A 16,445-nucleotide genomic window follows, 5' to 3' on the forward strand; every position below is an offset into this window, starting at 1 on the left:
CCCCTAACTGGATAGGAGCTTACAGCTTAGCCGCTCTTCCACAGGCCAACAGAGTGAAATAATTACAAAAAATAAATCATGTTCTTAAAGAGCAACTCCACCGAACTATAAAAAGCAAAAACCGTGGCCTGACCCCTATTTTATTTAGAACGCAAAAACTTTAATTAAATAAAACCGAACCCTTTCCACTTGAATATTTCAACCGCCATAGAGCTTAAAAAAATTCATTCTATCTACGATCCAGTATTGAACATCGTCAGGCATGAGCAATCCAAAATCGCTACTACAACGAGCATCCCACTGTGTTTTTGGCAACGCCAATTCCTCATGCAACCGACCATAGTCGGTATGTCGATAAATCCCTCGGTCGAAATTTATGTAAAAGCTCGGCAATTTCATACGCAAAAAATTCCATTTTCGCAAATCCACTTCTCCTCCATAAGACAAGAACCTCTCTACATCCTTATAAAAACTCTTAGCACTCTCCAAAGTTAAGCCTTTGAAAAAAAAATCTCGCATCATCGTAAAACTTATCACTTCTGCTTCGGTACTATCGATGTACTGAAAAAAATTATCAGCTCCTAAAACTGAAATTCCACCGCGAAAGAGACCAAGAGCTTTTTCATAATCTTCCTGCTTTAGCCGGCCTGCTTCAATATACGAAAAATAATCCGGCCGGACATCGATACAGTAATTGGACTTATCATCCACAACATAATAATGCTGCTCTTTCAAAACAAACAGGGCAATTGATTTGCGCCCTTCAAACAGCTCACTTTCTAATGCGCTAAGCTTAGCGTCCAAACTCATGAAAGAACTCCTCCTGCGTCAATACTCGTGCATTTGATGAGTGTTTCTCAAGTGAAAATGGGGGTCAGACCACTATTCCTCTATTCTTTAGCTCACACTTTTTGGACGTCCTGACACACCCTTCGAAACTCTTTTACCTAATGCCTGCTCAATCTCGGCCGCAAACTTCTGATCGCCCAAAACGTAATTACCGTTTGTAGCAGATCGAATTTGCTCTATCGACCCAGCTGAAAGCCTATCCTTGAATAAATACCGGTAGGATTCGGCTCGTTGCACGGCGCTGCTACCTAACTCCCTATAGACCGCATGTGGGCTTAAAAAACTTGATGGCTCGCACTGTGCATTCGCCCTGTGCTGGTCCAGCGATAGTCGCCCGGATGAGCAACCATGCCTGCTCTAACCGGGTTCATTTCGATATATCGATAGCAAGCTAAAACATAATTGTCTTGTTGAACCAGACAGGAGCGGAAACGTCCTTCCCACAACGTGCCCGTTCGTTGATATGTTCGATTGACATATTGAACGTAGCGCTGCCCCAACCCCTTCATAAGTAAGCCCGCCCCTGCGCAGCAGGTGGGAGTCAACAACAAATGAACGTGATTTGTCATCAAGCACAATGCGTGAATTTTACAGCTATACAATTCAGCGAGCACGGCTAATGTATCAATGTAAAAAAATAGTCTTCATCTGAATAAAAACACGCAGACCGATTGTTTCCCCGCCGCTGAATAATATGCAACGGGATATCCGGCATTAAAACCCTAGGACGGCGAGCCATATAAACCCCTAACTGCATAAGAGCTTACAGCTTAGCCGCCCATCACTAGGCCAACAAAATCGAATAATTACAAAAAAATAAATCACATTTTAAAAGAGCAACTCTGTTGACCTCAAAAAAACATAAACCGTGGACTGACCCCTATTTCTTACGACCCCTACTTCTTAACTTTCGATAGACCGCATATGGGCTTAAAAAATCTTGATGGCTCGCACTGTGCACCAACTTATCCAGGCAGAAGATATTTCTTCCTAACCTGTGCCATACAATCGATCATCTCTGCCAGTTGCTCGCCTTTGAGCCCCACTTGTGCCAAATCATCGACGCAGCATTTTTCATAAGCCCTAGCCAAACCCTCTAACATATCCTCCGCATAAGGGCTTTCTCTAGATAGCTCTAATCCATACTTCATACCCTCACCAAATATTGCAGTTTGCAATACTGCAAACAAGCCTATATCAGCAGACGTGCAAATAGAGCCCGCTTCATCTTGAACATAAGCGAAGGCCTGCTCTGGCCGAAGACGAATCTGTGATATAGCCTTTTCATAAAGCCTAGATACTATCGGATAAATTTCTTCCACAGCCAAATCGAACGCCACAATCACTTCTCCACAGTAAATATATTTAATTGGATATTAGGATATCGCTCGCGAAACTGAGTAACAATATTAGTACAACTTGGGCAAACCATTTTCTCTGAAATCAAATTTATACGCCCAGTAAAAATAGGGGTCAGACCACTATTAACACTTGAATTAACCGTGGTCTTCCCCCTATTTCTTCAACACCCATGTTACTACTGGTCTTAGCGCTGCCTGTTAACGTAGCACGCAAGTCAGCAACCTGCTGCGTCAGCGCTGCTTGCGTGTCAAACGACACGATTTCTTTTGGACAAAAAAATATTTCGGACTATAACTACCTTAGCCTATTAACATATACCTAATAACCTAAGGTCATCTTTAAGCTCTGCCATTTCATCAGAAGGCAGTTCTTCCAAGATAGAGGAGAGTTCAATTTTCTCTAACAATTTAGAGATGGTATCCAGATGATATTTTTTGACCTTTGCCGGAGATCGCCCTGCCGAAAGAATAAGGGCTATAACCTCTAGCATTAACTTTTCAATAGGCAATTCAAATGAATTTTCAAGCTCGCCATAGGCATAACCCACTTCACTTTCACCTTCAGCCCATGAGCTTTGGTGGCTGAGCTTGACCTTGCAATAGCTATAATAGCTACCCAGAAACCAAGCCCGGATTTCACCATAAGTCACTCTGTCTTCCATTACGGCGTCTTCCTCGGAGGGCGTAACATAACCCCCTGATTATCAAGAATATTAACGGTAATATTGGGGTACTTCGCCTTGAACTGCTCAGCCACATTCAGACAGCTGGCACAAGCCGCTTTCTCCGTAAGGATATTTACTGTTCCTCTGGCGGAGGTATTTCCCCCCAACTGGTCAGCGATATTATCTAGAATTTTGTACTCCGTATCTATTCCCCGATAAACCAAGTCTCCTGCCTTATTGGGTACAGATTGAGCGACAAAATTCCCATTTCCGGAGCCGACAAGCCCCTTACCAGCATCAGAAACTTGGCTGTGTGCGGCCATCTGTCTAGGTATTCCGGGTATATCTATTTCCGCGACAGCTACGTTACCACTTCTCCGTAAACCAGATGGCAATCCAGCTCGAACGTCCATGACCCGTTGGGCCATCGGAGCAGTGTCAATCACGGTCGTAGTAGCTATTGCACCGCTACCCCCACCCGCAGCAACAGCCCTCCCCACTTCCTGCTCAGCACCCGCAACCAATCTCCTGGCCGCAATCCTCTCCAAAATCAGCTCTATAACAGTCTTGGCACCCCGTGCCGCCGGTACCGCAGCCGTCACAATGTCGAGTTCAGGCGTGAAGTCTTTAGTCCCCTTGATCGCAATGTCCGCCAACCGCTGCGATGCATCCGCAACACTCGACTCATACGTCGACAACCCCGATAGCTCGTTTTGGTGCTGAGCCGTCTGCTCCTGACCGTACTGCCGCCATTGATCGTAGACCGCTCCGGGGCCGTAGACATTTGCCGCATTAAAAAGTGTGGGGTCGTTTTTCTGACTCTCTGTGGCACTGAAGGCGTAGACCTTCTCGCCCTTGACCACAATGGGCGTGCCATCTTTCCAGGTCAGCGGAATTTCCTGTGCGGCTAACTGGGCAACAATTCCCTTGGCAGTGTTCAAATCCTCCATGAATCGCTCGGACTCGGTGTCATTGCCCTTGGATTGCTGCACCAGTGCATTCAAGCGTGCTTCGTCAGCTTTATCGACCGCACCGCCTGCGGCAATCATCAGCAAATCAATCCAACGTGTACTGGACTCAGCTTTGCCCCGTTTTTCCAGCTCCTCGGCCTTCTTCTCCAGAATTGGCACTTCCTGGGTCTTGTGCAGGCGGCGGTTAAATACTTCAACACTATTAGCCGTTCCGCCAGCCACTATCGAACCGTTTACGCCATTACCAGCACCTACAACGGTGCCCACACCCGCCGCAATCAAAGACGCCAGCGCATCTTGATCCGTACCCTTGATTTGGTTTTTTTCCAAAGCATCTGTGATCGCCGGTATCAACGCGGCTGATGCACCTGCACCGAGTGCACCGCTTTGAGGGCTACCGCTGGACAACCCAATTGCCGCGCCAGCCAACGCATGCAACATCACACGCGCCGCGCCACCCTCGGCCCACGCGGCACGCGTGGCCGCATCAGATTTCGGATCTATGGATCTGGCCTGAGCGTAGTCGCCTATCTTTTTAAAGATGTCACTGGAGGACGTATTGGCAACAATCCCGACGGCTGTACTTCCTGTCGCTCCGCCTAACCCCGCAGCGATCAAACCAGTGGCGATATCGGCCATCACACGTTTGTCACCACCCACCTGCCAGCCCTTGGCATCCAGATATGCCGCGTTTGCCGCCAGTGCGGTTTGCTCAGCATCGGGTGAGCCCGCTTTGGCCTGATCATCTGCCTGCTTGCTCAATGCAGCGGCTTTGCTCGCCTTGGCTTCGGCCACTTTGTTGATCACGCTGCTCGACAGTTGCGCCGAGCTTTGGATCAAGTCGATCCGCTCTTGCATGGCCTTTTCGTCGGGCCGGTCGAGCGGCTTGTTGGCGTTGGCAGTGTCACGGTTCAAGCCGACCAGGTCATTGACCCCGGCCGCGTTCCTTACCTCGATTGTTCCAGGGCTGACAGCGCTGCGGGTTTTGTTGCTGTCGGACTCCTTGAGCAACAACGGAATCGTGCCGCCCACGCCCGAGCGCGCATCGGTGAACCCTGCTGTCGCGCCGGAATAGCTCAAGCTCGCGGCCTGGCTTTTGATGTCGCTGTTGTTTTTGATATCGCTGACGAGCAGGCGATCAGTACTCAGGTAGTTCTTGTCGTTGCCGGCTTCGCTGGCGATTACCGCGCCCTGAAGCGTAGTGTTTTTACCCACATTGATGTCATAGCCACCCTTGCCGGCATAAAGGCCGGTTTGCTGGGTCACCGCGTTGTAATCGCTGTTCATTTTGTTGCCGGCGATATTCGCGGAGCCTGAAACCATGGAGCCCAGGCAGAAAGGTGGCACGCAAATGCTCACGCCAACACCGCCGCTGGTTTGCTTGTTCTTCTGGCTCGCTTCGTCCTGGCGGGAGGCGATGTTCAGGTTACCGCCCACCTGCGCCTTAATGGCGTCGGCATGCACCTGCGCGCCTGCCAGGGTGGTGTCCTGGCCACTCTTGAGAACGAGAAGGCCCGTCTCCACTGTACTGTTGACCTGGGTGACTTCATGGCCGGTTCCCATACCCTTGGCCATCTGCGCACCCAGGTCCAACACGAAGCCGCTCTGTTCACCGAAACTGAGGCTTACACCGATGCTGGTCTTGTTATTTTTATTCTGGTTGTCCCAGTTCTTACGGTCCTGAGCGCTTTCCAGGATGACGTCGTTCTTGGCCTGCAACAGCGTGTCTTTGGCTTTAATGCTGCTACCGATCACATGCAGGTCACCTGTGGTGCCCGGGGCGTTGCCGGTTGCCACGATCGCCAGGCCACCGCCACTGTTGAGGGTCGATTGCTTCACCGTCTCGGCGTTGTACTCGCTGGTGCTTTTCTTGCGGGTATTCGCGAGTTCAGTACCAATCTTGAACACCGACCCTTTGCTATTGGCGGGCTTGCCGTCTGAATCGTTGGCCGCTTCATTGCTGCCACCCAAAGCATCGTAGACCGAGAGCGCCGCCTGAGCCCCTTTGACGGCCTTCAGACGGCTGTCATCGGCCTTTTGCACGGCCTGCACATCGTTGCGAATACTCTTGTAGGTGTCGACCACCACACCACCGATCACCCGCCCTACTGCCAGGCTCTTGGAGCTGTCCTTACTGGTTTGATTGGCCGTTTCTGTTCCGGCCGCAATGCTGACATTAGAACCATTGAGCGACATGTCCTTGGTGCTCACCAGATCACTGGCGATCACGTTCAGTTCACGCCCGGCGACCAGATTTACATTGCCGGCGCTGGACCCGACGGTGCTGCCCGTCAGCGTCGTTTCGTTGGCTGTGCCATTATGTTTCTGGCTATTGATGTACAAATGCTGATTGCCGGTGGCGTCATCCAGCCCCAGCTTGTTGCCCGTCAAAACGCCGGTAAGGTCGCGGTTTTTTTCCTTGTGCATGTCGGTGCGTGAGAACGTGTTTTGCGCTGCATCAATAGTCAAATCACGCCCGGCCTGCACAGCCAGATCCCCCGTGCTCACCAAGGATGAACCGGTAACCTTGACGTCTTGCCCGCTGGCGACAGTGACAGTATCGCCAGACACCATACTGCCCACGGCCGTAGTGCGTTTCTCGTCGACCTTGTCCTCGACCTTACTCGACTTGAACCCGCCCCAACTGCTCTTGCTTTCTTTGCGTTCATGACGGGCGCTGTCGGAGTTGGTGACCGCGAGAATGCTTACGTCCTGGCCCGCGACCAGTTGCGCTGCGCCTTTATCGGCAGTGACGGCACTGCCAGCCAGCAACAGGTTTGCACCTGCCACAATGTTGCTGTTGGTGCCCGCGCTGACCAGGCTGCCAACATTGTTGACGGCGGATGTCTCATCCAGGCGGAATTTCTTCCCGGACGAAGTCTTCTTGGTCTTGCTGTAGAAGCTGTAGTCCTGATTTTCAGCCGCCTTCAGCGCAAGGTCGTTACCCGCAACCAGGTAGGCTTCTTTGCCCGCATTCACTTGGCTGGCCACCAGTTGCAGGTTCTGCCCGGCGCTCAGGGTGGCGTCACCGCCAGCCTTGAGCACGGTCGATACCTGCTGAACATGGTCTTCAACACTGGTGACCTTCTTCGAATTAAACGCCGAATGCTGTTCAGTCGCCGCCGACGCCAGGTTCACATTGCCCTTGGCCACCAGCGCCAGATCACGCGTGGCGTTCGCCTGGCTGCCAATGGCGCTGATGTCCCGTGCCGCTACGATCTGGAAGTCGCGCCCCGCCTCTACCACGGTGGCGTACTGGGCCACGTCGCTGCTGCGCGAGTAGGTGCTGACGATGTTGGCTTTACGTTGTTCGGCAGTGGCTAGGTTAACGTCACGCCCGGCCTGGATCCGCGTATCGGCGCCGCTTTTGAGCGTGCCGCCGGTGCTGTTGACGTCACGCCCGGCTTGCAGGGTCAGGCTATTAGCGGCTTCGATGCGGGCGGCGTTGTCGACGAAGTCGGTGCGCTCGGTGCGGTAGCCGCTGCTGCTCTGGTGGCTGGTGACGGTGCGTTCGTTGAGTACATCGCCATTTACCGCGCTGACGCTGACGTCGCGCCCGGCGATGAGGCCGCCGGCGCGGTTGGTGAGGTTGTTGCCGGCCAGCAGGTCGAGGCGATTGCCGGCTTGCACCAGGCCGCTGTTGACCATGTTGCGCCCGGCGCTGGCAGCCAGGTTGTTGGTGGCGCGCAGGGTGCCGACGTTGTTGAGGTCGGCGCCGCTGACCAGGCTCAGGTCGCTACCGGAGATCAGTGCACCGTTGGGCGCCAGGCGGTTGTTGGCCTGGGCCAGGTAGAGCACGGGCACCAGCACTTGCTGGCCGGCGACGGTGGCGTTTTCCATCCACACGATGTCGTGGGTCAGGGCCGCGACTTGCTCGGCGGTGAGGCTCACGCCTACCGCCAGGTTGAGCGCCTGCTTGCTGCCGATGGCGTTGTCCATCAGGTACTTGAACATCGAGGCGTCGCTGGTCTGGCCATCGATGAAGCGCTGGCCGGTGCGGGCGATTACCGCTTGCTGGATCAACCGTTGTTCATACAGCCCGTCGCCCAGGCGTTTCTGCGTCTGGTCCGGGTCGAAGCCCAGTTTGGACAGCATGTAATCGGAGCTTAAAAACTGGCTGAGGTTGGTCAGCAGTGGGTTGGTTTCGATCAGGTATTTCTGTGGGTTGGAGACAAACTGGCTGTCGGGCAGGCCTTGCACGCGGTTGATCACCACGCCGTCGGCCGAGGTGCCGCTGCCAGGTACGACCGGGCCGGAAACCGCTGCTCGGTCTACGCTGCCGCCACCCAGGGTCCAACCTTGCGGGCCGGTACTGGCCGGCGCGCTGGCGCTTTCGCCACTGAGGCGGAACAGCCCGCCCTGGCCTGTGGGCAAGGTGAAGCCGGGCAGGCTCAGCGGGTTGATCTGCTGCTGGGCCAGGTCAGGCGGCAATTGCTGGTTGAGGGTGACGCGGGTGGAATAACCCGCGGCGCCACTGGCACCGGTAGCACCGGTGGTGGTTTTCGCGCCCGCACCGATGTAGTTGTAGCCCAGGCGCACCACGCTGTTGTCGATACCGGCTTGCGCCTTGACGTCGACCGCGCCGGCGGCCTGAATCACCGCGGCGTAACGTTGATCATCGCTGGCGATTTTGGTGACTTTGCCGAACTGGGTGCGCTCGATCTCCATCATGCCAATGAAGTTGGCCACGGTGGCTTCAAGGCCGCCGAGGTCATTGGGGTTGTAGCCGGCGCTTTGGTACCAGTATTTGTTGGTGAGTGCGGCGGCAGCACTGAACCAGCCGCCCGGGTGTTTGGTGCGCTTTGACGTGAAGAGGCGATAGGTCTCGGTCTCGCCGGTTTCGATGCCGGTGTTGACCAGGTTGTTCAAGCGCGCGGTGAAGTTGCCGCCGGCCGCAATCGAGCTGCTGCTGTTGAGCAGGTCGCCGCCGGCCAGGGTCATGTTGCCGCCCGAGGTGATGCTTGAACCGGCACTGGCGGCGGTGACTTCCAGTTTGTCGCGGGTCACCAGTTCCCAAACGTAATTGCGCGGGGTATCGCCGCCATGGCAGTCACCGGCGTTGACGTACTCGATGCATGTGCCTTCGGTGGCCGAGGCGGTGTAGACACCCGCGTCGTTGACGGTCAGTACCGCCCGTTGGTTTTTGATCGAGTTGGCGGACAGGCTGAGGTTGCCGTCACTCTGGATCGTCGATGAACTGTTGAGGATGCTGCTGGCCAGGCCGCCCTTACCGTCGCGATCGACGCTCAGGTTGCCCAGGCTGTAGACGTCTGCATAGCTGTTGTTCAACGCGTCCACACGCAGGCTCATGTCGCCGCCGCTGAAGATCAGGCCGTGGTCGTTGAGCAAGGCGCCGGTGGTGGCGACCAGTCGCTGGCCACTGCCGAGGGTCGCGTAGTTGTTGAGCGTGCCGGCGTTGAGCACCAGGTCGGTGGCGGCGGTCATGCGCCCGCGGTTGTTGAGCGTCCCAGTGATGTCGGCGGTGGTGATGCCGCCGCCGGCAATGCTTGCGGTGTCACTCAGGGTCGCCTGTGCCGCGCTCAGGTGCAGGTTGCCCAGGCTGCTGATGCGGCCGGTGCTGTTAAGCGCGCCGCTCAAGGTCAGGTCGATCGTGCCGTCGCTGGCGATCAGGCCCTGAGTATTCCAGTTGGCGCCGCTGCCGATGAAGCGTCGGGCGCCGAGCAGTTGGCCGGTGGCGGTCTGGTCGAGGGTGTCAACGTTGACCGTCAGTTGCCCGGCCTGGATCACGCTGCTGTTGGTCCATTTGCCTTGGCTGATGGTCAGGTCACCCCGCGTGACCAGGCTGCCGCCCACGTCGTTGAGGTTGGCGGGGGCAATGCCGAAGTTGCCGGTGCCCACGTGCAGTACGTTGCCGCCCAGGTTCTGGAAGCTGCCGGCGGTGAGGGTCAGGTTGGTGTTGGCGGTTTCAAGCACACCGTTGCGGTTGTCGAACAGCCCACCGATGGCGAATTCGGTAGTGCCCGTTGTGCCCAGTGCACGCAGGCGCCCGGTCTGGTTGTCGAGGCTGGCGGCGCGCACCTTGAGGGTGGATTCGCTTTCGATGATGCCCAGGCGGTTGTTGAGTGCGCCACTCAGATCCAGGTCGATCTGTTGGCCGGCAATCTGGCCGTCGTTGTCGCCGCTGTTATCGAAGTCATGCCCGACCACGCGCATCAGGCCCTTGGCGTAGAGCCCGCCGTTGCGGTTGTCGAAATTACCGGTGGTGACCAGGCCGTTGCCGCCCTGAGCAGAAATGCGCCCGCCATAGTTGTCCACAGCGCCGGCTTGCAGGTCCAAGGTTTGCCCCTGCATCACGCCACCCTGGCGATTGTTGTTGAGGTCATAGCCGTTGCGCAGCACGCCAACGATGCGGGTCTGGAGCAAGGCCTTGAGGCTGGCGAGGGTGCCGCCACGGCTGTCGAGGCTAGCGGCGTTGACATTCAGGTCGCCGGTCTGGGCGATCAGCTTGCCGCTCTGATTGTCGATGGCGTCGGCCACGTCGAGGGTCAGGCCGGTCTGGCTCTGCACGGCGCCTTGGCCGTTGTCCAGCCGGTTGGCGCTGAGCTTGAGGTCAGCGTTCTGACTGTAGATCAAACCGTCGTTGCCGTTCTGCACCAAGCCGCTGGCGGTGACGCTCAAGCGGTCGTTAGCGGCCAGCGTGCCACGGTTACGGTTATCCAGGCCGCCGGTCAACAGGGTCAACAGACCTTGGCTGGCGATCTGGCCGCCCTGGTTGTTGACCTGCGCGGCACGGCGGATCAACAGCGGGCCGCCGCTGGCCAACTTGCCATTGATGTTGGTCAGGGTCGCCAGCAAGTCGAGGGTGGTGGCGGTGCCGCCAGTGATGCTGCCGGCACTGTTATCCAGGTTTTGCGCATTCAGGTTCAGGGCTGCGCCGCTGTCGATCACGCCGCCCTGGGTGTTGTTCAACAACCCACCTACGGTGAGGTTCTGGCCGGCAGCGCTGGAGAGTACGCCCTTATTGCTGTTGTCCAGTTCGCCGACGCTCACGGTCAGTGTTTTCTGGCTGACCAGCGCACCGGCCCCGCTATTTAGCAGGCCGGCGGTCAAGGTGGCATTCAGGTCGCCGTAACGGCTCGACAAGGTGCCGCTGTTGCGGTTGTCGAGGTTCGCGCCACTGACGGTCAGGCCCTGCCAGCCGGACATCAGGCCATTCTGGTTGATCAGGTTGTCGGCATTGAGCACCAGCAGGTTATTGCTGATCAGCTTGCCGTTGCTGTTGTTCAACGTGCGGCCGCTGAGGTTCAGGGTTTGCGCGCTGGAGAGTTCGCCGCCCTGGTTGGTCAGGTCGCGCAGATGATTGATGCTCAGGTTGCCGGCGGTGGTGATCAGGCCGCCGGTGTTGTTCAGGTCGCCGGTGGCGCTGCCGAAGTCCAAGGCAATCGCACTGCCCAGCAGTGAGCCGGCCTGGTTGTCCAGCGCGGCGCTGTTCAGCGTCAGAGTAGTGCCCGCATTGAGCAGGCCCTGGTCGCGATTGGTCAGGCGGCCATCAATGTTGAGCAGGGTGTCACCACGGCTGGTGAGCGTGCCGCCACTGTTGTCGAGGCTGGCGGCGTGAGCGTCGACCGACGCTGCGGCAATCATGCCTTTGACGTTCGCCAGGGCCTGGCCGATGCGCAAGGTCAGCGCAGTGTTGCTCAGCAGCTTGCCGCCGCTGTTGTCCAGGTTGTCGGCGGTAAGTGTGAACGCTTGGCTGCTGGAGAGCTCGCCGCCTTGGTTCTGCACATCCTTGAGGTTGTTGAGCATCAACAGCGGCGCGTTGATCAGCCCGCCCTGGTTGTTGAACTGGCCACGGTTGAGGTCCAGGGTCAGCGCTTGGGCGCTGGTGATCTGGCCGCCTTGCTGGTTGTTCAGGTCGGCGGTGCCGATCTGCGCGGCCTGGCGAGCGCTCAGAGTGCCTTTTTGGCTGTTGTCGAGACTCGCGCTGTTGAGGATCAGGCTGGCGTCGGTCACCAGGCGCCCGCCCTGGTTGCTTACCGTGCCAAGCGCGTTGAGGGTCAGCGGGCCAGCGCTGGACAGCGTGCCGCCGTTGTTGGCCAGGGTGCGCGCCGTGACGCTCAGCGGCCCTTCGCTGCTGATCAGGCCCTGGTTGCCGTTGAGCAACTGATCGACATTCAGGCCGGCATCGCCACCGCCGGTAATGACCAGCCCGCCATCGCTGTTATCCAGTTGCGTGCCGGTGACCTGCACACCTGCGCGGCTGGACAGTTCGCCGTTGCGGTTGTCGATGTTGACGACATTCAACCGCACACCACCGATACCCGCGACCAGACCTTTCTGGCGGTTATCCAGGCTGTTCCCGCTGAGGGCGACGTTGCCTTGGCTGGTGATCAGCCCGTTCTGGTTGTTGAGTGCACCGATATTCAGGCTCAGCGTCTTGCCGGCCGTGACCAGCCCCGCAACGTTATCGAGGGTCGCGACCGTCAGCGTTGCGGTGTCCAGGCTGGAGACTTCACCGCCCTGGTTTTGCACATCACCGACGGATGCAGTCAGCGCGCCATTGCTGGTGACCAGCCCACCTTGGCTGTTCTGCAGGTGATCAGCCGTGAGGGTCAACCCGGCATTGCTGAGAATGCGGCCTTTGTTCTGGTTGTCGAGCGTGGCGGCGGTGATCTGGGTGTGCTGTTTGGCACTCAGGGTGCCGCCCTGGTTGTTCAGGGTTTGGGCATTCACGTTCAAGGTGCGGCTGGCGATGACACTGGTGCCGGTGTTGTTGACGGTCTTGCCGCTCAGGCTCACATCGCCCGTTGTGTTGCGGGTGTTATCGGCGTTGACGCCCGCTTCGATGATGTCGCCATTGGTCAAGGTGCCACCGCTGGACAGCGCGATGCGGTCGCGGGCGGCCAGGCTTTGACGGTTAGTGAGATCGCCTTGGGTTTGTACGTCCAGGGTGGTGCCGGCATACACCGGCCCCTTGGCGTCGAGGCTTGCGGCTCTGACGTTGACGGCGCCGCTGGCGGCGGCCTGCGCCAGGCTCAAATGCCCATTGGCATCGAGCTGGATATCGCCGCCACTGGCCGCCAGGGTGCCGTCGAGCTTCACGCCCACACCGGCTTCGGTGCCCACCAGTTTGATCGCGCCGGCATACATGCCGCCCAGGGCCGAGGAGTCAATCGCCAGCTCGGGTTTGGCGCTGCCGTCGTCGGCACGTGCGGTGGCTTTCAGGCTTTGGGCGTCGACGTCGTTGCGCCCGGCAACCACGGCCAGCTCGCGGGCGTTGATCTGTGCGTTGATCTTGGCCGAACGGGTGATGACCTCGAAGCGGTCGACGTTGCTGGCGTTCAAGCCTTGGCCATCGATAGTCACGGCGCCGCCGTCGACTTGGTAACGCTGCAGTTGGCCGTTTGCGTCGATCACCGGTTTACCGGTGGTCAGCGTGACATTCGGGGTGTTGATAAAACCGCAGCCGCTGCAGGTGACGCCATAGGGGTTGGCGACGATGACTTTGGCCGACTGCCCCGCCACTTCGGTGTAGCCGCGCAACTGGCTCGGGCTGCCGCCGTTGACTTCGTTGAGGATGACGTTCGCCGCGCCGCCCTTGAGGTTCGGGTTACCGACGATGTAGCCGCCCAGCTGGGTGTTTTGCACCGCGCCGGTGGCGTTGTTGAGGATGACGCCGTTGGCGCCGACGTTGTAGTCCTTGAACTGGTTATGGGACAAGCCTGCGCCATTGGGCGTGGCGATGTTCACCACGGGCACGCCATTGCCGGCCTGGCCGACGCTGGTGGCCGGGTTGCTGACCACAATGCCTTCGGCCTGGGCCAGCAAGGGCTGCCAGAACAGCGCGTTGGCCAGGATCAGCACCAGGCCGCGCTTGGGCAAGCCAAGGAACGAATCGCGCGGTTTCAGCGCAGCGGAAGGTTGGCGGGCCAGAAAGGCAAAGTGGCGAACATCCATTGTCAAATTCTCGATGTAACGGGCGTTGAATTACAGGAAGAAGTCCATGCGGAAGTAGATCGGCGCTTCGCGCTCGGTTACTACTCCCGGTCTTTCCAACGAGTGGGCAAACGTCACGCTGGTGCTGACGTATTTGCCGCGGGCGAACAGCTCCACGGAGTTGCTTGAGACGCGGCCGTGGTTGTCGCCGTTGTATCGGTCGTTGCGAATCACGCCTTGGTCGTAACCGAGGCTGGTGCCGTATTCGGCGAAGGCCGGGCGCAACCATTCAAGGGTGACCGGGCGCGCCCAGCGCACTTCATTGCGCCAGTAGCCGCCGCTGTCGCCGGACAGTTGCTGGTCCTTGAAACCGCGCACCGACGACGAGCCGCCGAGGCTGATGCGTTGCGGCGAGAACAGCACGTCTTCACTGCGCTGCCCGGTGGCCAGGCTGGTGAAACTGAACGACTCGCCCCACAGGCTGAACGGCTGCAAGTAGCTGACGGTGGCCGTGTATTTGCGGTAATCCGGGGTAGGCGTGAGGTTGCCGAACTGATCGCGATGCTGGTCGTCGCGCTGAGCATCAAAGGCGCCGATGCCGTTCTGCACGCCCAGGTCGACGTTGACGAAGGCGTTGCCGATGCGTCGGCCGTGGTTGATGCCAAACTGCAACTCACTGAGGCGGTTGCTGCTCACGTCGACACGGCTATCGAGGATGTAGTTGTTGGTGCGCAGGTGAGCCAGGCCGACGTTGAGCGAGGTCTTGCTGACGTCATCGCGGTGGATCACCCGTTCGGCACGCAATTGATGGTTTTGGCTGTCGCCCGACTGCTTGAACTTGAAGGTGTCGGAGTAGCCAATGGCGCGGTAATCGCTCTCGCTGTAGGTGTAACTGAAGTTCCACCAACCCCACGGCACGTTGTAATAAAGCATGCTGTTTTTCGAGGTCTTCTGGTGGTCGCTGATGGCGTCGTGGCCGCCGCGCAGCACCAGTTGGTCGGCCAGGCCCAGCGGGCTGTCCCACTCCAGGCCCGCGCCCCATTGCTGTTCACCGGTGCTGCGTTGCCCGTCGTTATTGCGCGACAGGCTGGCGCGCCAGGGCTTTTGTGGGGTGTTTTTGACCACCACGTCGCTGCCACCGATCTGCTGGCCGGGGGTCAGTTCCATTTGCGCCTGTTTCGACGGCAGACGGTTGAGCTGGTCCACCAATTGCTCGACTTCGCGCAGGTTCAGCGCTTGACCGACCTTGCCGGGAAACGCCATGGCCAGTTCGCGTTCGGTGACGTTGCTGCCGGCTGCGCTTCGCACCGCTTCGAGTTTGCCTTCCACCACCAACACCTGGAGGTGGCCGCTGGAGAGGTCCTGCTGCGGCAGGTAGGCGCGACTGGTGACGCGGCCTTTGGCGATGTAATAGTCAGTGATGACCTTGAGCAGTTCATTGAGTTGCGAGACGCCCAGGCATTGGCCGACATAGGGTTTGAGCAGCAGCGTGCGGTCGCTGGCAGACAGGCTGTCGGCGCCCTTGAGTTCGATGTCTTTGATCGGGAAGCAGCGGGTGTCCGCAGGCGTGGCCGGGGCCTGGGGCTTGGTCTCTTTGCCGGGCAGGTCCTTGAGTTCTTCAAGGCGTCGCTGCTGCTCTTCGAGCAGGCGATTCTGCCGGTCGCGGATCAAGTCTTGATCGCCCGGCGTGGGGGCGGCGGTGGCGCTGTTCAGGCTCAAGTAGGCGAGCAAGACAGTGCACAGTAAATACCGAGTCCGTGGTAACAAAGACATGTTCGATCCATCGAAAAATCAAGGGGCGGCAAATTAACATCGAACTTCCAGCGTTCAAAGACACTGGGCCAGTTGCACATTCGCCCGCGTTAAACCCACAACCAATTGATTAATAACAATTAAAACCTATCAAAAAACAAACATGCCGATACCGTGAAGGATTATTCCGACAGGTGGCTGATTTTTTGATGGCGATAAGGCGAAGAACCGATTAGTTGCCATTATTAGGCCACTAAGCTCTTGGCGCGTTAGGTTAGTGCGAGGGTTTGGGGAAAAGTTCGCGGGTATAGTGTGAATTGGATCCCATTTATCGGATTCATCCACCGACTGCCCCCACCGCTTTTTTGTAGGAGCGAGCTTGCTCGCGAAAAACTCGCGGGCGCCGCGCTCATTCAGGCAACCCACGTTATCGTTGATATTTTTCGCGAGCAAGCTCGCTCCTACATGTTACAGGCGCCTTGGTCTTTTGGCTGGCCGGGCACTAGGGTCAATGGCGGGCGTTCCACGTCACGGGACACGTGGGGCTTCACTTCCCCCACGCCACCCTCTTCGTCGTTGTGGATCACCAGCACACCCGGCTTGCGCAATTGTTCCAGGTCGCCTTCGCCCAACTTGAAACTCTCAATCAGAAGCTTGTCGCTCAGGGCATTCGCCTCGGCGCGGCGCTGGGCGAACTTGCGGCCCTTGCGTTGTTGGTAACGCGCCCAACTGATCAGGATCAGCGCGTTGAACACGGCGATCCACAGGTACACCTGCAAGGTATTGAGTGCGGCGAAGATCGGCGCTTCCAGGCGTGGGCCGCCATGGGTTTCCAGCATGGCGCTCATGCCGCGCGCCAGCAGCCAGATCAGACCGGCCCAAGCCGCCAGGGTCAGCAGCACATCGATGAACCACATCACGGCGTTTTGCCGGGTTCTGACCAGTTTCAT

The 16,445-nt window shown here is 57.8% G+C and carries 8 protein-coding genes; all 8 read right to left on the minus strand.

What is annotated here, in order from left to right; translation table 11 throughout:
• Positions 1–198: 198 nt before the first annotated feature.
• Entirely contained in the window at positions 199–810 is a 612-nt protein-coding gene (locus tag MJP36_RS01310; protein WP_060755511.1) for a hypothetical protein, read from the minus strand.
• Between the two features lie 314 nt (positions 811–1,124).
• The gene (locus MJP36_RS01315; RefSeq protein ID WP_244385670.1) at positions 1,125–1,418 is read right to left on the minus strand and encodes a transposase; all 294 of its coding nucleotides are present in this window, start codon (positions 1,416–1,418) and stop codon (positions 1,125–1,127) included.
• 396 nt (positions 1,419–1,814) lie between these two features.
• Positions 1,815–2,189 (minus strand): hypothetical protein, encoded by a 375-nt coding sequence (locus MJP36_RS01320; RefSeq protein WP_244384695.1) that lies wholly within the window; start codon positions 2,187–2,189, stop codon positions 1,815–1,817.
• A gap of 2 nt (positions 2,190–2,191) precedes the next feature.
• Positions 2,192–2,281, minus strand: coding sequence for a hypothetical protein (locus tag MJP36_RS28005; RefSeq protein ID WP_425226356.1), 90 nt, complete (start codon positions 2,279–2,281; stop codon positions 2,192–2,194).
• A 237-nt stretch (positions 2,282–2,518) separates the two neighbouring features.
• On the minus strand, positions 2,519–2,872 hold the full coding sequence (gene imm2, locus MJP36_RS01325; RefSeq protein ID WP_244384697.1) for an Imm2 family immunity protein: 354 nt from the start codon (positions 2,870–2,872) through the stop codon (positions 2,519–2,521).
• Complete coding sequence (locus MJP36_RS01330; RefSeq protein WP_244384698.1) at positions 2,872–13,764, minus strand: two-partner secretion domain-containing protein; 10,893 nt, start codon at positions 13,762–13,764, stop codon at positions 2,872–2,874. Before MJP36_RS01330 ends, imm2 begins: the two co-directional genes overlap by 1 nt.
• Positions 13,765–13,794: 30 nt before the next feature.
• Complete coding sequence (locus tag MJP36_RS01335) at positions 13,795–15,516, minus strand: ShlB/FhaC/HecB family hemolysin secretion/activation protein (protein ID WP_244384699.1); 1,722 nt, start codon at positions 15,514–15,516, stop codon at positions 13,795–13,797.
• 440 nt (positions 15,517–15,956) lie between these two features.
• Positions 15,957–16,445, minus strand: coding sequence for a poly-beta-1,6-N-acetyl-D-glucosamine biosynthesis protein PgaD (pgaD, locus tag MJP36_RS01340; RefSeq protein WP_244384700.1), 489 nt, complete (start codon positions 16,443–16,445; stop codon positions 15,957–15,959).

It is taken from the genome of Pseudomonas palleroniana (assembly GCF_022836895.1).
GTDB classification, from domain to species: domain Bacteria; phylum Pseudomonadota; class Gammaproteobacteria; order Pseudomonadales; family Pseudomonadaceae; genus Aquipseudomonas; species Aquipseudomonas palleroniana.